The 17728-nt window shown below is 34.9% G+C and carries 18 protein-coding genes; 4 read left to right on the top strand and 14 right to left on the bottom strand.

All coding sequences use genetic code 11. From position 1 onward, the window contains the following. Window positions 1-4: 4 nt before the first annotated feature. The 12 genes from ACVQ8P_RS03270 to ACVQ8P_RS03215 form a co-directional block, all read right to left on the bottom strand. Window positions 5-2110, bottom strand: a complete 2106-nt coding sequence (locus ACVQ8P_RS03270) for a DNA internalization-related competence protein ComEC/Rec2 (protein WP_462297465.1) — start codon at window positions 2108-2110, stop codon at window positions 5-7. Window positions 2111-2274: 164 nt separating this feature from the next. Next, on the bottom strand, window positions 2275-2754 hold the full coding sequence (locus ACVQ8P_RS03265) for a ComE operon protein 2 (RefSeq protein WP_462297464.1): 480 nt from the start codon (window positions 2752-2754) through the stop codon (window positions 2275-2277). 60 nt (window positions 2755-2814) lie between these two features. Beyond that, entirely contained in the window at window positions 2815-3465 is a 651-nt protein-coding gene (locus ACVQ8P_RS03260) for a helix-hairpin-helix domain-containing protein (RefSeq protein WP_462297463.1), read from the bottom strand. 103 nt (window positions 3466-3568) lie between these two features. Continuing rightward, window positions 3569-4627: a SepM family pheromone-processing serine protease gene (locus ACVQ8P_RS03255; protein WP_462297462.1), complete on the bottom strand. Its 1059-nt coding sequence runs from the start codon at window positions 4625-4627 to the stop codon at window positions 3569-3571. Further along, complete coding sequence (gene coaD / locus ACVQ8P_RS03250; protein ID WP_462297461.1) at window positions 4617-5099, bottom strand: pantetheine-phosphate adenylyltransferase; 483 nt, start codon at window positions 5097-5099, stop codon at window positions 4617-4619. Before coaD ends, ACVQ8P_RS03255 begins: the two co-directional genes overlap by 11 nt. 1 nt (window position 5100) lies before the next feature. Then, window positions 5101-5652, bottom strand: a complete 552-nt coding sequence (gene rsmD, locus ACVQ8P_RS03245; protein ID WP_462297460.1) for a 16S rRNA (guanine(966)-N(2))-methyltransferase RsmD — start codon at window positions 5650-5652, stop codon at window positions 5101-5103. 6 nt (window positions 5653-5658) lie between these two features. Beyond that, complete coding sequence (locus ACVQ8P_RS03240) at window positions 5659-5985, bottom strand: YlbG family protein (RefSeq protein WP_462297459.1); 327 nt, start codon at window positions 5983-5985, stop codon at window positions 5659-5661. 18 nt (window positions 5986-6003) lie between these two features. Next, the gene (locus ACVQ8P_RS03235) at window positions 6004-7182 is read right to left on the bottom strand and encodes an FtsW/RodA/SpoVE family cell cycle protein (protein WP_462297458.1); all 1179 of its coding nucleotides are present in this window, start codon (window positions 7180-7182) and stop codon (window positions 6004-6006) included. A 12-nt stretch (window positions 7183-7194) separates the two neighbouring features. After that, a complete protein-coding gene (locus ACVQ8P_RS03230) occupies window positions 7195-7476 on the bottom strand; it encodes a DUF1507 family protein (protein WP_462297457.1) in 282 nt (93 codons plus the stop codon). Window positions 7477-7581: 105 nt separating this feature from the next. Beyond that, window positions 7582-9429, bottom strand: a complete 1848-nt coding sequence (typA, locus tag ACVQ8P_RS03225; protein ID WP_462297456.1) for a translational GTPase TypA — start codon at window positions 9427-9429, stop codon at window positions 7582-7584. 165 nt (window positions 9430-9594) lie between these two features. Beyond that, a complete protein-coding gene (locus ACVQ8P_RS03220) occupies window positions 9595-10368 on the bottom strand; it encodes an inositol monophosphatase family protein (RefSeq protein WP_462297455.1) in 774 nt (257 codons plus the stop codon). 5 nt (window positions 10369-10373) lie between these two features. Beyond that, window positions 10374-10661 (bottom strand): UPF0223 family protein, encoded by a 288-nt coding sequence (locus tag ACVQ8P_RS03215; protein ID WP_462297454.1) that lies wholly within the window; start codon window positions 10659-10661, stop codon window positions 10374-10376. Window positions 10662-10896: 235 nt separating this feature from the next. Between ACVQ8P_RS03215 and def the strand changes: the two genes are divergently transcribed. Further along, window positions 10897-11445, top strand: coding sequence for a peptide deformylase (gene def / locus ACVQ8P_RS03210; protein WP_462297484.1), 549 nt, complete (start codon window positions 10897-10899; stop codon window positions 11443-11445). A 60-nt stretch (window positions 11446-11505) separates the two neighbouring features. Here def and ACVQ8P_RS03205 read toward each other — a convergent pair whose 3' ends face one another. Next, window positions 11506-11979, bottom strand: coding sequence for a hypothetical protein (locus ACVQ8P_RS03205; protein WP_462297453.1), 474 nt, complete (start codon window positions 11977-11979; stop codon window positions 11506-11508). Between the two features lie 232 nt (window positions 11980-12211). On the opposite strand from ACVQ8P_RS03205, the gene ACVQ8P_RS03200 reads away from it, so the two are divergent. The 3 genes from ACVQ8P_RS03200 to ACVQ8P_RS03190 all read left to right on the top strand — a co-directional run bounded on the left by ACVQ8P_RS03200 (window position 12212) and on the right by ACVQ8P_RS03190 (window position 15190). Then, window positions 12212-12430, top strand: a complete 219-nt coding sequence (locus ACVQ8P_RS03200) for a DNA-directed RNA polymerase subunit epsilon (RefSeq protein ID WP_462297452.1) — start codon at window positions 12212-12214, stop codon at window positions 12428-12430. Further along, a complete protein-coding gene (rnjA, locus tag ACVQ8P_RS03195) occupies window positions 12427-14103 on the top strand; it encodes a ribonuclease J1 (RefSeq protein ID WP_462297451.1) in 1677 nt (558 codons plus the stop codon). The genes ACVQ8P_RS03200 and rnjA overlap by 4 nt, the downstream gene beginning before the upstream one ends. Window positions 14104-14245: 142 nt before the next feature. Further along, window positions 14246-15190, top strand: a complete 945-nt coding sequence (locus tag ACVQ8P_RS03190; protein ID WP_462297450.1) for a diacylglycerol/lipid kinase family protein — start codon at window positions 14246-14248, stop codon at window positions 15188-15190. 54 nt (window positions 15191-15244) lie between these two features. On the opposite strand, the gene recD2 is transcribed toward ACVQ8P_RS03190, so the two are convergent. Further along, window positions 15245-17713 carry an SF1B family DNA helicase RecD2 gene (gene recD2, locus ACVQ8P_RS03185; protein WP_462297449.1) on the bottom strand — a complete coding sequence of 823 codons (2469 nt, stop codon included), beginning with the start codon at window positions 17711-17713 and terminating at the stop codon, window positions 15245-15247. Window positions 17714-17728 lie beyond the last annotated feature (15 nt).

Here is a 17728-nt window from a genome sequence, read left to right as displayed (position 1 = left end):
TTTATCAACTCTTTTCATTGTTAAAAACTTCAATTTTTTCTTTAGAATTCTGAAACTGACTAATTTTTATCATACCATGCTCTGCTGTACTAACAAATGGTACCCGATATTTTTTTAAAGTATCCAGTGTTTCTTTATGCGGATGGCCATATCTATTATTCTTTCCAGCAGAAATCACAGCTAAATTTGGTTTAATATGAGCAACGAATAATGGATCAGTTGCTGTCTTACTCCCATGATGCCCTGTTTTAAGAATAGACACGTGTAAATTAGGATATTTTTGAATAACCTTTTTTTCACCTGCTCGATCCAAATCACCAGTAATCAGATAATTGCGTTCTCCAATTGACCCTAGCAAAACAAGTGAATCCTCATTTTTTCCTGCACCAGCAGCAAACGGATGTAACACCATTAAACTGGAATCATATTTTTTACTTGCATCCGTCATAGGTATCAATACCTTAGGTGGCCGAGTCGACTGAATTTTTTTAATAAATTGTGGTAATTGCTCCATTCCAGACGGAACAATCATCTTATCAACCGTAATTTTGGTTAAAATGGAGGGAAAATTACCGATATGATCCGCATCTTGATGTGTTAAATATAAACAATCTAAATGGGTAATACCTTTACTGAGTAAATAATTAGCAATAACCCGCTCACCAGAAGTTTGATACTCTTTTCTAGTTCGCCAATCATCCATTTTAAAATGCACTTTCCCACCAGTATCTACCAATGTAATTTGTCTATTAAATGGTTTTCTTATTAAGGTGGAATCCCCTTGTCCAATATCAAAAAAGACAACTTCTTGTCGAATTGGAAAGTGAATCCACAAAAATATCCCTATATATAAGCTAATAAGCATTATCCAACGTCTCATACTCGACTGACGTAGAAAACAGCCAAGAGAACAAACTAAAAGCAAGGCACACATATATAAATTCGGTTTACCAAAGGTTATTGTCAACGGTAAACGCGCCAATTGATCACAAAAACCAATAAACGCACTTAATATGTGATTTATGACATCAGTTGCATATGGAAAATGGTGTCCAATTAGCCCACCAAGAATCACAATTGGCAGAATTAAAAACTCAAAAATAGGAATAATAAAGATACTAAGCACAACCGATAAAATATGCCACTGATAAACATTGAACAAAACAAAAGGTAAACTAAATAAATTTAACCAAACACCTGATTCAAGATTACTTTTATTTCCCATGAAAATTAATAACAGCGACATTAAATAACTAAGTTGTCCACCAAATGTAGCTAGCAACTGTGGTTCAATCAATAACCCAAGTAGTAAAGCAAGACACCAAACGACAATCCCTTGAACAGGCTTACCCATTAATTCACAAACAATTTGAACCATACACATAAAAATTGCACGTCGTAAACTGCTTGATTCTCCTGCGATAACTAAATAACATGGCAATAAGAAAAGTAAGCCACGATTCATGGTTTCTCGTGGAATGAATAGCCAATTTCCTAACATCCCTATTAGCATGACAAAATAATACACATGCAAACCTGATAAACAAAATAGATGAATTAACCCTAATTGCCTTATTGACGCTAATTCTTGGTTGAAGTCCTGTGTTTTTTCGCCAATTATCAAGGCATTTAAAAACTTATCTAACGGATGCGATAACGAATCAAAATAACTTTTTAAGTTCGCACGTATTTCATGCAATTTGTTCAATCCAGTCGCAATTGAAAATTTTTGCTGATCTTTTATTTGACTGTTAATCTTTACAACTGTGACATTATTATAAATAGATTTTGTTCGCATAAAGCTTTGATAATCAAATTCATTTTCGTTTGTTGCTGGCTTCATCGCCTGAATTTTAATGTCACTATTAATAAGTTGCGTTTGTTTATTTTGCTTAATTTTATCAAGCTCATCTTGTGACTTACAGCTATAAAAGCCATGAACTTTTTGAGAATCAGAAATTATCTGGCCTTCAAAGCTGACCAAATCTCCATTAATTGAATAATCATCAGGATAAATTTTTATCATGACCTGGCTGACTTCTTTTTCAACTAAAACCTGTTGCCGAACTTCTTTCGCATTAACGTAAAAATAAATGCCAAAAATCAGCATACAAATAACACACATATAAAGCGTTATGGGTCGTTTTAAGGCAATCATTCGGATAAAAATAATACTAGCAAATATAAGCCAAATAAGATTAAATGTTATCACCCATAGACTGCTTATTCCGACAAGGACTGTCACAAAAAAGAGATCAACTGCTTCAATTGATTTTATTCGGAAAAGATTTTATTCAGAACAATTTCTTCAATATAATTTTTATCAACTTTTACCTGTTCAAAACGAACATTATTTCTTTCTAATAATGAAATAGCGTAATCATCATTATGGTAATTACGTAAATAATGTATTTTCTTAATACCGGCCTGAAGGAGCATTTTTGTACACTGTAAACAAGGAAAATCTGTTACATAGATTTCTGAATTATCTGTTACTGAACCAAATTTTGCACACTGTAAAATGGCATTCATTTCTGCATGAATCGTGCGCACACAATGACCATCAACAAGATAACAGCCTTCATCTATACAATGTACATCGCCTGAAACAGCACCATTATAGCCACCCGCAATGATACGCTTATCTCTGACAAGTATTGCGCCAACAGATAGTCTTTCACATGTACTTCTTAATGATAGTAATGCTGCTTGTGTCATGAAGTATTGATCCCAAGGAATTCTATTATCAGACATTTTATGCATTTCCTTCTTTCATTTTTTTATAGTATATCAAAAATAGGTCTCTAAAAAAAGTTAGACTGCTAATGAGTCTTTAAGACTTTCAAACGTTTTGTCACCAATACCGCCAACTTCTTTTATTTCATCCGTCGTTTTAAACGATTGATGTTCTTCTCTATATTGTAAGATTTGTTCTGCTTTTTTTGGTCCAATTCCTGTCAATTCTTGCAGTTGTTCTTTTGTTGCGGTATTTAAATTAACCGTTGAATCACTAGCCGGCTTTTCCTTAGTGTCTGTGTCTGTATCTGAACTGGATTCTATCCCTCCAACAGAAGATGGCTGTGCATTGCTATTAGACGCTGCAGTTGCTTTTATTTCTCCTTTTGCCGGAACATAAATTACCATCTCGTCTGTCACTTTTTGAGCTAAATTAATTTGTTTCTGGTCCGCACTAGATAAAAATCCCTCAGCTAAATCAATCCCCTGACTAATTCTCATCCCCGTTTTCATTGTATAAATACCCGGTTTTTTTACATTTCCCTTAATATCAACAACAATCTTACCAACATTTGTAGTCTCCGAGTGACTTGAAACGGTCTTTTTCGAACTAGATGCCACACTATCCACATTAGCCAGCGTCATATCATTAGCGACACTACTTTTATGTTGTGTCACTAACAAATAAATACCTAACAAAATGACAGCTAACGCACAAATAAGGATCATTTTTCGATGTTCAATTCAACTATTTTTTATTTTATCCATTTTTTTCACCCCTTTCACCTCTTAAATACGCAAAAAAACGAATCTCATTGGACTGAGATTCGTTTTATTTTGTTTTTTCTAAATAATGCCGTGCATCATCAAAAGTTTTAACAGGAATAACTTTCATTTTTGTACCAATTTGCTTGGCCGTTTTCTTTGCTAATTCATAATTATTTAAAGCATCTGGGTCATTTTTGAGCTCTGCTTTAGAAAGCTTATTATCAGGTGCGAAAAAGAGTTTGGCGTGTTCTTTATCAGCAGCAACAATTTTTTTATCAATGCCACCAATATCACCAACTTCGCCATCAGCAGACATCGTTCCAGTTCCAGCAATCGTCCGATTATGTCGAATATCAGCTTTCGTTAACTGCGAATAAATTTGTAACGTAAACATTAATCCACCAGAAGGACCACCTAACGATGCTACATTCGCCTTAACCGGTATGCTCGTTTTGACATCCGTTTTATTGATTAAAGTGATTCCTAAACCAGGTGTCTTACCTTTATCCAACGGTATTAATTTCTTCGTAACCCTTTTTAAAACACCATCACGCCTAAATGTAACAGTCGTTTTTGCCAGCTCTTTTTTAGATTTAATATAAGTGATAAACCCTTTTTCACTAGCAAATTGCTTGCCATCAATAGCAGTGATGACGTCCCCAGGCTTAAGATCATGGTAGAAATTAGATTTAGTCAACACTGACATAACATAAACACCTTGAAATTTTAAGGACACTTTTTCGTTAGCCGCCTTAAAAGCAACAAACTTAGCCTGATTAATTGAGTCTGTCATATAATATTTTTGAAGCATATTATACGCTTCATTTGAACTGCCACCAGTCACATCTTCTTGCTTCAAAATCTCATTATACTTACCAAACAACCGACTATATAAAAGTGTCAAAGGTCTGGCCTTTTGAACATAAACCGTTGTCAGTAAGAAATCGCCCTTTTTATGATCTTTTTTGTTATTTACAACTAAGTGACTACCCACTGATTCCGCCGTACCAGGCGATTCAATATAATATGGCAATGGCACTGACAGCAAAATTATAAAGATAGCTATGCCCAAATAAGTAAAAATCCAGCGTTTATATCGTACCCAAAAAGACTTATTTTTCATGACGTTTTTCAATCATAGCTGTTTTAACATGTTCAGGTACCATCTTTGTAATATCACCATCAAACTTAAAAATTTCTTTCATTAAACTTGATGAAACATGCGCAAATTTAGGACTTGCTAACATTAATATCGTTTCAACTGTGTTATCTAATTCTTTATTCATCAATGCAATATCTTTTTCATATTCGAAATCTGCCGTATTTCTGGCACTACGAATAATTATTTTTGCAGATAAATCATGCATTAAATTAATCGTTAAGTCAGACTCAACAGCAACTACTTCCACATTAGGTAGTTTAAAAACAGATTCACTAATTAAATCTACCTTTTCACTAGCTGTAAACATAGCTTTTTTACTGGTATTCGTCATTACTGCGACAATCACCTTATCAAAAATCTGACTTGAACGAATGATAATATCTAAATGTCCATTAGTTAATGGATCGAAACTTCCTGGAAAAACGGCATTCATTTTAGTTCTCCTTTTGATAAATGGTTACCTGAGTAATACCATAATCTTGTCTTCTAAATAAATTAAAGCCAGAAATATCGTCAGGTAACTTAGCATATTGATCTGTTTCACAAATAATTAAAGCACGTTCATTTAATAACGCATTATTTTCTAACTTTTGAATCGTATCAATAATTTCTTGCGTCTTGTAAGGTGGATCTAAAAAAACGACATCAAAAGATTCTTTACCTTTTAAAAGGCCAATAGCCTTATCGGCATCTTGTTTATACACGGTAAATTTATCGTCTTCTTTTGTAACCGCAATATTGTCATTAATTGTTTTGATTGCTTGATATTGCCTATCAATTAAAACAGCATGCTCAATTCCTCGAGAAACTGCCTCAATACTTAAGCCACCACTCCCTGCAAATAAATCTAGCGATTTACCGCCATCAAAATAAGGACCAATAATATTAAACATTGATTCCTTAACTTTATCGGTTGTGGGTCTCGTTGCCATACCTGGGACCGCTTTTAATTTTCTGCCACCATATTCACCAGCAATTATTCGCATAATTTTTTACTCACTTTTATTTTTAAATTTTTCTTGATCTTCATCCGTTAACTTAAATGCTTTTTCACCCATCCGTGATCCAAAATCCATATCAATATCAGGACGATGAGAGACTTCTGTTTTTTTAACGAATTTCAAATTTTGAATTTTTTTGACTGTCTCGGGAAGGTCTTCTCGATTCATATATATCACAACATATTTCATTTTCTTTGAAATATACTGAATAATACCAAATCGTTTTAACTGCTTAATTTGTTTCATATGATATAAAAAGACAATAACACCTTGTCTTTTTTGAATAACTAATTTGATAGCATTTTCTTCATCAGGCATCTAACTGCGACCTCCTTTTTATTTACTATTTAATAATTCTTTTTTTCTTAAAGCTGATATGCTTAAAACTAAGCCAATACAGAAACTAAGAATAAGCATACTTGAGCCACCATAACTAAGAAATGGGAATGTTACACCCGTGATAGGCAACATCCCTGTTACCCCACCCACATTGAAAACCGTTTGTACTGTCATAAACATCGCAATTCCGTAACAACAAAGTGTATGGAAGGTGTCCTTGCTTTTAGACCCAATAAAAATAATTCGGCCAATCATCCCGAAAAATAATAGTAAGATGAAAATTACCATCACTAAACCCAGTTCTTCACCCGTAATTGATAAAATGAAATCAGTATAAGCTTCGGGTAAGTACCCTCGCTTTTGAATACTATTCCCTAGTCCAACACCAAAAATCCCACCATTACTGAGCGCATAATATGAATTTACTAACTGTTGCCCACTAGATTGCTTATATTTAAATGGGTCACTAAAGGACTCGAAACGGCTAGCCATATAAGCTAACGGACCACCAGCATTAGGCGAAACAGATTTTAATTTCGATAACAGCAGGACTAAGCCACCCATCCCTCCAACGGAAATCAGTGACGTAATCCCAATTGAGTACCCACTCGCCAAAATAATAAGGATAACCACACTAAGATTAATCATAAATCCACCAACATCTGGTTCAATTAAAATTAGAAATAAGGGTAATCCCACTGTAAGTCCATACATCATACGGCGTTTATATCTATTGTCGTAACTTAATTCTTTGTTTTCACGAAAAGCAACTTGTTGAGACATAAATAAGACCAAAAAAATCTTACTTATTTCCGCAGGTTGAACGTTAAAAAGACCCAGATTAATCCATCCTGCCGCACCGTTAACCGTTTTACCACTGACCACTACGTATAAAAGGGCACTAATGGATACCAGACCAAATAACATTATAAATCCAGAACTCTTAAAAAAATTAAGTTTCATTGCATACACAAATAAGGCAACTAATAAACCCAAGATAGCAAAAAGTAACTGCTTTTTTAAATAGGTTGTTGGATCACCACCAGCCATTTGGACTTTATATGAACTAGCCGAATAAACCATTACTACACCAATTCCCGATAATATAATATAAGGAATAAAAATAAAATAATCAAGATATTGTAATTTTTGTACCATTCTTTTTAAAATTTGCATTTTCAATCCAACTTATTTCTTCATTTTTTCAAATTTAGCATTAAAGTGTCCATTTAAAACTGACTCAAGATCCTTAATCAGTTTCTTACCCGTTTTCTCTTCAATGAGCTCACACTTCACTACAAAATCTACTTCACGAGAAAAACCGAATAATTGCGTGTCAATCACTTCTTCAAATGCAGGACAACTTAATAAACACAGCGTGTCTCGTTGTTTATTGACAAGATTTTTTATTTTATCTGCATCTTCTTGTAAAACAGTCATCACATCTTCTTTAGAAATGTTGTTTTTCATCGGTTTTCTCCTCTCGTAACTTTTAATAGTATACCATACTACCGCTTATCATAAATTAAAAAAAGAGTTAAAAATGAACTTAATCATTTTTAACTCTTTTTTTAATTATGCTTTTTTAGAATCTGTTTTATGTTGTTTTTGAGCTTTTTCACGCATATTTGTATTCAAAATACGTTTACGTAAACGAAGATTATTTGGTGTGATTTCCAATAATTCATCGGTGTTCAAGAATTCCAATGATTCTTCAAGTGTAAGAATAGTTGGTTTCTTAATTGAAGCTGTTTGATCTTTATTAGCAGAACGAACATTACTCATAGCTTTACCTTTAGTAATATTTACAGAAATATCACGTTCACGGCTACTTTGACCAACGACCATTCCTTCATAAATATCAGTAGTTGGTGTTACATAAATCGTTCCACGTTCTTCGATACTCATGATTGAATATGTTGTTGCTTTTCCGGAATTGATTGAAACTAATGCGCCATTACGACGACCAGGTTCCCAGTTGCGGATAACAGGTTTGTATTCAGAGAAAGTATGGTTCAAGATACCATATCCACGAGTCATTGAAAGGAATTGTGAATCATATCCAATTAAACCACGTGTAGGAGCTGAGAATGTTAAACGTGTTTGACCGTTATTACCAGTCTCCATGTTAATCATTTCACCCTTACGTTGAGCCATTGTATCGATAACACCACCAGAATATTCATCAGGTGTATCAATTTGGACACTTTCAAAAGGTTCTTGCATCTTACCATCAAATTCACGATAAATAACTTCTGGACGTGATACTTGAATTTCAAAATCTTCACGACGTAACGTTTCGATTAAGATTGATAAATGTAATTCTCCACGACCTGAAACAACCCAAGCATCAGGAGAATCTGTATCTTCAATTTTCAATGAAACATCAGTATGCAATTGTAATTTAAGACGATCTTCCATCTTACGAGCAGTAATGTTTTTACCATCTTGTCCAACAAATGGTGAATCATTCGTTCTGAATGTCATTTGAAGTGTAGGTGGATCAATACGCAATAATGGTAAAGCATCTTGATGATCAGTTGGTGTTACAGTTTCACCAACGAAGATGTCATCCATCCCTGAAACAGCAATCAAATCACCGGCTTTAGCTTCTTCAATCTCAACACGGTCTAAACCGAAGAAACCGAAAAGTTTTGAAACACGGAAATTTTGAACTGAGCCATCAAGTTTAATAACAGAAACTTGATCACCAACAGCGATTTTGCCACGGAATACACGGCCAATACCAACACGACCAACATATTCATTATAATCCAACATTGACACTTGGAATTGTAATGGTTCGTCACTATTATCAATTGGTGCAGGAATTGTATCGATGATTGTTTTGAAAACATCATCCATAGAATGTTTTTGTGTTTCAATATCTGGATCCATACTTGATGTACCGTTATAAGCACTAGCATAGATAACAGGGAAATCAAGTTGTGATTCATCAGCGCCCAACTCAATAAACAAATCAAGAACTTCATCAACAACTTCTTGTGGACGAGCGCCCATACGATCAATTTTGTTGATAACAACAATAGGTACTAATTGTTGTTCTAAAGCTTTTTTCAAAACAAAACGTGTTTGTGGCATTGTTCCTTCAAAAGCATCAACGACAAGTAAAACACCATCAACCATTTTCATGATACGTTCTACTTCACCACCGAAATCGGCATGTCCAGGTGTATCCAAAATGTTAATTTGTTTGTCGCCAACTCTAACAGCAGTATTTTTTGATAAAATAGTAATACCACGTTCTTTTTCAATATCATTTGTATCCATAGCACGGTCACTAATTTCTGAATGGCCGTCCAATGTATCTGATTGTTTTAATAATTCATTAACTAAAGTCGTCTTACCGTGATCGACATGGGCGATAATCGCGATGTTACGAATGTCATCTCTTGTTTTCAAGTTTGTTCTTCCTTTCGTTGGAGCCTTAATATTTTTACGAATAATAACTACAGTTCACTATTATAGCAGACAATTAACACACTTACTAAAAGTTTTCATACTTTTTCATAAATAAATCGCATAAAAAAACTGCGACTTGTTAGTCACAGCCACAACGCGATTCTACTAAAAACTATTGAGCAGTTTTAAAATGTCCTCTTGTGCGTTTTCCGTTGCTATTAATACATCTGCTGATTGTAACATATCAAGCTCTGTACCGTCAATTGTTTTCACCGTGATACCAAGAGTTTCTGCCAATATTTTACCAGCCGCAAAATCCCATGGTTTCAAGTGAGAAACGTACCCAATTTCTTGTCCACGCAAAATATGAACGAACTCAATCCCTGCACTACCGTATACTCTAGCACCAGAACTGTGCTTAACGATTGTTTGCAGGTGTTTGTAATCCATCATTAACATTGGTGAACTGCAACCTAATAAGCCATCCTTAAGCGATGTATTTTCAGGTTTTTCAAGTTTGTTTTCATTTGCAAAAACACCGGTATCTGGGCCACCCGAATACAAAACGTTATTCATAACGTCCATGATAAATCCCAATTTTCCAATACCATTTTCATAAATACCAATCATAATTGCAAAATGATCCTTCTGTTTAACAAAATTCATTGTGCCATCGATAGGATCAACAATCCAAACGGTCCCCTCTAGATTTGTGACATCATCCCCAAATCCCTCTTCACCAAGAATTTTTGCTTTTGGATCAAATGTTCTAATTTTACTGACTAAAAATTTTTCGGTTTGTTTATCCATATTCGTGACAAGATCCACTCGACTACTTTTTGTCTCGACAGACAATGGATCTCCGAATGCTAAAATAATATTTTCACGTGCTTCCCTTAGCCAACTTTTAACTTGACGATTAACTTCATCAATGTTCAAATCTTTCAGCTCCTTAGTTGATTAATTTTAATTATATCTCTTGTACTTTCCCTTGCAAATTTGATTGTCCGGTAGATGCTAAACCCTGATTCATCTTCGTAAGCTCTGCCTAACTGTTTTTCTTCCATTTTAGACGGAACAATTTTTTTGAACTCGCGATAGTTATAAAGTAATTCTTCGCGATCAACACCTGTGGAATTTGCTAATTCTATTGCTTTATAGAATTCACTAACAGAAATGATATCCTCGGTAGTCCAATGTGACTCTAATGGGTAACTAATTTTATTATTCATAGGTTAAACTCCTCTTATTTGCTAACGTATTTTTCTCATTTTAATCTATAACTCATTAAAGCACTAGACTTAAAATTAATTTATTTTATTATTTAAGATTCATTTTACAGCAATCTTGTAAAAACTAAAAGAATGAAACATGCCACCAATTTTCAAAACCCCACAGTATGATTATTTTATGCTACAATATACGGTAGAATATTAATTTGGAGGTATTATTTTGATTAAAATTACAATGAAAAACATCATTCGTGAAGGCAATCCCATTTTACGAGCTCGCTCAAGCGAAATGACTTTTCCGCTTTCAGATGATGATAAACAATTAGCACATGATTTAATGGAATTTCTAGAAAATAGCCAAGATGAAGAAATAGCTAAAAAATACCATCTACGTGCTGGTGTTGGTCTAGCTGCACCACAATTAGCCATCTCTAAACGAATGACTGCCGTTCTAATCCCTGGACCAGAAGGTGAAGAACCCACACTTAAACAAGTCTTAATCAATCCAACTATTTTAAGTCAATCAGTTCAAGTTGCTGCACTTTCAGAAGGTGAAGGCTGTTTGTCAGTTGATCGAGACGTCCCTGGTTACGTTCCCAGAGCCGATCGAATCACCCTTCGTTATTTCGATCTCGAAGGCGCTAAACACAAGATTCGCTTAAAAAATTATGAAGCAATCGTTGTTCAACATGAAATCGATCATTTAAATGGTATCCTCTTCTTTGATCATATTAATGATGACAAACCTTTTGCAATACCAGATGACGCTGTCATGCTTGAATAATCATTGAAAAAAAAGTTCCTTCAATAATTGAGGGAACTTTTTTATTTGCCTTAAAACAAACTATACTTTCTTTAAATCTTTAGTGTACAAAATGGTTTCTTCATTAGCTAAGTAAGCAACGTCTAAATGTAAGATACCCTCTAGATACCAGAGATCTGTCACTTCAAACGCCGTTTTAGCCTCCGCATTTTTTTTAACAAAAGTCATTTTTTCAAATTCTTCAAATAAATCCAAAAAGTTTTTTCTTATTTTTTCAATCTCTTTTTTTGAAGGATCCTTCATTTTAAATTGATACTCAAATACCATAACTTTTTTGCCCCAAACTTTTGAAACAATTTCTGTCACTTTTAAAAGCCCTGAATCAATCCCATACCCATTCTCCTGAAGATGATTCAAAGCAAATTTAACCGCAGCATCAGTTATGTTTTTGCTTTCATTTTTAAAAACAGTAATCCGTCTATTTCTCTTTAATCGACCATAATTAAGAATGATACTAACAATTAGAACGATTACAATAATTATCTTCACTATCATCCACATATGAAATACCACGCTTTCTTATGCCATAATTTTCTACAATTATACCATGTCTATTAAAATTTATCCTTTATAAGCCCATTGAGGTCTTACAATTCTATACTTAAATAATAATATATGATAAAATATAAATTATATGTTGTGCAAACAACCCCCAGTTCGGTTTCTAATTTTCATTCCAAATCATTTTAAGCAAAATGATATCAATTAATTTAAAGGAGTTTTACACATGATTTTTAAAGTTTATTATCAAGAAACACAAGATAGAAATCCACAAAGAGAAGAAACAAAGTCACTTTTCCTTGAAGCAGGTTCTGAAATTGAAGCTCAAAGTATTGTTGGTCACCAAACAACACATAACATTGAATTCATCGAAACATTATCAGAAAAAGCTTTAGCATACGAAAAGGAAAATCCGGCTTTCAAAATGACGGAGTTTTCTGAATGAAAAAGATAAATGTTAAAAATAACGAAACTGGTGTTTTCGCAGTCGGTGGTTTAGGTGAAATTGGTAAAAACATGTATGGTGTTCAATTTCAAGATGAAATCATTATCGTCGATGCGGGCATTAAGTTTCCGGAGGATGAATTATTAGGAATTGATTACGTTATTCCTGATTTTCAATACCTAGTTGCCAATCAACAAAAAATTAAAGCATTAGTTATCACCCATGGTCATGAAGATCATATTGGTGGTATCCCTTACTTATTAAAACAAATTAACGTACCGATTTATGCTGGCCCCTTGGCTTCCGCATTAATCAAAGGAAAATTAGAAGAACATGGGTTACTTGCCACAACAGAAATGCATGAAATTGATGAAGATACTGTTCTTAAATTCAGAAAAACAAGTGTGTCTTTCTTTAGAACAACTCATTCAATTCCAGATACCTTAGGTGTTGCAATCAAAACGCCGTCCGGTAACATTGTAGTCACTGGGGACTACAAATTTGATCTGACACCTGTTACTAATCAGCCGCCTAACCTTCAAAGAATGGCCCAACTTGGTGCTGATGGTGTTCTCTGTTTACTATCTGATAGTACAAATGCTGAAATTCCTAATTTCACAAAATCAGAAAGATTTGTTGGGAAATCAATTCGTCGAATTTTTGAAAAAGGTGAAGGTCGGATTATATTCGCTACTTTTGCATCAAATATTTCTCGAGTTCAACAAGCTGCTGAAGCTGCCGTTGCCAAAGGTCGTAAAATTGCCGTCTTCGGACGTAGTATGGAAGCTGCAATTGTCAACGGTCGTGAATTGGGCTATTTAAACATTCCAGATGACGCTTTAATCGATGCACGCGATATCAACTCATTGCCTGCAAACGAAATTTTGATTCTATGTACTGGTTCACAAGGCGAACCAATGGCTGCACTTAGCCGTATCGCTAACGGAACTCATCGTCAAGTTTCCATTCAACCTGGCGATACCGTTGTCTTCTCAAGTTCACCAATTCCTGGTAACACAATTAGTGTTAACCACGTTATCAACGAACTTTCAGAAGCTGGTGCAACGGTTATTCATGGTAAAATAAATAACATCCATACTTCTGGTCATGGTGGCCAAGAAGAACAAAAATTAATGCTTAGCTTGATGAAACCTAAGTACTTCGTCCCTGTCCATGGTGAATATCGAATGCTTAAAATTCACACAGGCTTAGCTGAACAAATTGGTGTTCCAAGAGAAAACAGCTTCATCATGGAAAATGGTGATGTTTTAGCTTTAACGAGTGATTCTGCTAGAATTGCTGGTCACTTTGAAGCTGACGATATCTATGTTGATGGTTCAGGTATCGGCGATATTGGTAGCACTGTGTTAAATGATCGACAAGTTCTTTCTGAAGAAGGTCTTGTCGTAGTCGTGGCAACAATTGACATGAAGAAACATGAAATTCAAGCAGGACCTGATTTATTATCACGAGGATTTGTCTACATGCGTGAATCTGGTGAATTAATTAACCAAGGTCGCCGTCGCTTATTCCGTGTCATGAGTCGCTTATTGAAAAACGATAAAATTACGGAAGCCATGATCAATGATGCAATTGTTGATGACTTACAAAAATTCTTATATGAACAAACTGAACGTAAACCAATGATTTTACCAATGTTAGTGATCGTTTAACGAAAAAGGACAACATTTATTTCAGAATGTTGTCCTTTTTTTGTGCAATCACAAAATTAAACTGGCGTTAACGCAATTTTGTCTTTAAATTTTTATAGATTTTAGTTATACTTGTTTAGTGTCTCATTAAGGAGGGAAGCTCATGCATCAGTATTTTATTGTTGTCAACGAATCTGCTGGAAGCGGTCATGCTAAATCAGTTTGGCAATCCATCAAAAAAGTTTTAGTAACACAACAAATCAATTTTAACGCGCATTTAACAAAATATACTGGTCATGCTTCCCTTTTAACGGAAAATTATGCCAGACACTATCAGCCTGAAATAAATAATACTCATATTATACTAGTCATTGGCGGCGATGGTACCTTAAATGAATGTATTAACGGCGTTAAAAACGCTGACACATTTGATATCCCTATTGCTTATATCCCCGCCGGATCTGGAAACGATTTTGCTCGAGGCGTTGGCATTCCTAAGTCACCACTAGTGGCACTTGAACAAATATTAAAGACAACTTCGCCTAAGTTATTAAATCTTGGCGTTCTACAAGAATTTTCACGTCATGAAAAGAAATACTTTGTTAATAATGTTGGCATAGGCTTTGATGCCCAAATTGTTAGCATCGCAAACCAATCAAGCTCAAAAAAAATATTAAATAAGCTCCATTTAGGCTCGCTTACCTACTTAAGTGCCTTGTTGAGCACCCTATCAAAACAAGGCTCATTTCCGGTGACCGTTCACGTTAATGGTCAGCGAAAATTCTATCAAAATGCGTTTCTTTTAACAACATCCAATCATCCCTACTTTGGTGGTGGCGTTCCAATCTTACCAATGGCGGATCCCGCTAAAAATAATTTAGATTTAATTATCATAGAAAAATCGAGGACCCTTAAATTACTCTATCTAGCTATTTTAATGTTTTCTGGTAGACATGTGACCCAAAAAGGGGTTCATCACTTTACATCAGATAAAATAAAACTTACCGTCAACTCTTTAGAATATGGTCAAATTGATGGTGAAGATTTAGGCACACGTTTCTTTGAAATCACCTATACGGTCTCATCGTATCCATTCTGGATTGCCTAAAAAAGCTTAATTACCTCTGCTTAATTACCTCTAATGAGATAATTAAGCTTTTTTCTATGGGTGCACATTTTCCATCCCAATCATGGGATCGATTGAACCATCCATAATATTAGTCTTCGTTAAAACAAATTTTTCAATGACATCTGGCATAGGCTGAACGACTTTTTCCACTTTAGTAGTCGTTTTTTCTGCTTGCATAGGCTCAGTCACCTCAACCACTTTTTTGATATCACCATCAAAAATCTGTTCAATGCGTAATAACAAAGTGGTTTTTCGGTTAGCTGATTCATTCTCCACACACTCTTCAAATGATCGCTCTTCGCCAAGTAAAATTAACAACTCACTAGCCCGTGTAATGGCAGTATAAAGTAAATTACGTTTAAGCATGCGTTTATATTGCGAAACCATCGGTAAAATCACCATTTTAAACTCACTACCCTGCGACTTATGAATGGATGTACAATAAGCCAACGTAATCTTCTGCCATTCATTTCGTCTGTAGGTCACTTCGGTTTGGTCAAACGCAATAACGAGTTCATCAACCTTATCCTCGCTATCTTTCGCCAATGTAATCCCAACAATTTTTCCAATATCACCATTAAAAACGTTATTCTCAGGACTATTAACCAGATGTAATACTTTATCGCCAATTCTAAATTTTTGATCTCTAAAAAGAACTTCTTTTTGTCGACTATTTTCCAGTGGATTCATAATATCCTGTAACATCTCATTCAAGCGATTGATACCTGCAGCCCCACGATACATCGGTGCTAAAACTTGAATATCACTTGACGTAAACCCTTTAGACTTAGCTCGCTCGACCACCTGTTTAATAATGGATTCAACTTGGTATTCACGACTTGCGAAAAATGAACGATCCTTTTGATTTTGCGTAAAATCAGCGGGTAATTCACCCTTTTTAATTGAATGCGCAAGTGAAATAATGGATGAACCGTCACCTTGACGATAAATATCCGTTAGTTCTTTTCGTTCAAGATAATCACTTTTTAATAAATCGTAAAAGGTTTGTCCAGGTCCAACTGAAGGTAATTGATCCTTATCCCCCACCAAAATAACTTTCATATCCGTAGGTATCGCATTCAGTAACGTATTCAGTAAGTAGGTATCAACCATCGACATTTCATCAATAATTAATAACCCACCTTCTAAATCTCTCGTTTCAACGTCATTAGTTGATTCTCTACCCGTTAAACCTAAAAGTCTGTGAATTGTGCTGGCTGGCAAGCCCGTTGTCTCAGTCATTCTTTTTGCAGCTCGACCAGTCGGCGCAGCTAAAAGAATTGGGAACGTTTGTCCTTCACCATAACTATTAATATCAAGAGAAAAGTCATTTAATTCAGCGAACAATTCAACAATACCGTTAATAACAGTCGTTTTCCCTGTTCCGGGCCCACCTGTTAACAAAAATACTTGCGCTTGCATCGCAGCTTTAATGGCATCAATCTGTGATGCCCCATAATTCATATCAAGCTTTTTCTCAATTTTGCGAATTGCTTTATCAAGGTCTTTTTCTGCTAAGCCGGCTTTTTCTTTACCTGATGACAGCAATCTTTTTAAATGTTCAGCAATTTGATATTCTGCATGGTATAAGTTTTTCAGATAAATCCGTTGCTCATCACCCACAACCATCCCAGACTTAGCTAGATTAATGAGTTCTTTTGAAATGGCTTCTGGTTCAATTCTAACGCGTCGACTACTCTCCAATAATTGTAACGAAGCCGTCATCAATGGCTCTGCCGTTGCATAAGTATCGCCATCTTGTTGACATAAATCATTAATACTTTGTAAAATACCGGCTTGAATGCGCCCAGATGAGTCAGCCGCAAAGCCTAATTCTTCAGCAATTTGATCTGCTTTTTTAAAACCAATATTTTCAATATCATTAACCAATTGATAGGGATTCTCTTGAATAATATCCAATGTTTTTTCTTTATACGTTTGATAAATGGTTGCAGCTAATTGGCTCCCAAATCCAAAACCATTTAAGCCAATAATAATTTGTTCCATCCCATTATTCACTCGAACGGTTTCTAAGAGTGTTGTTTTCTGCTTATTCGATAGCTCTAATGAATCAAGCACCGTATCGTCTGCTAATATCTTATCAATCGTTTGCGTCCCTAACTTGTCAACAATTGCTTCCGCCGTTTTTTTACCGATTCCCTTAAATTCCGCACCAGATAAATAAGTGATGAGCCCCATTTTTGAAGTCGGCGTTTCGTTTTGATAATTACTAGCTTGAAATTGCTTTCCATATTTAGGATGTTCCACTTGTTGACCATAAAAACGATAAATAGCTTCTTCCTTAATATCAGCAAAATTCCCAGTAACAACCACCTCATCTTCCGGCCATTCCAAATTACTTTCAACGCTGTGAATTAAAATCACTTTGTAAAAACTATCTTGGCTTTGAAAAAAAATGGTTGCAACTTTCCCAACTAAATAAGCTTGGGCATCATCGTTTTGAGAACCATCATTAAATAAACTTAGTTTCTGAGCAACCATTCTTTCACATCCTTC

The organism is Dellaglioa sp. BT-FLS60 (assembly GCF_054941065.1).
This window is presented reverse-complemented; position numbering and strand designations above follow the sequence as displayed.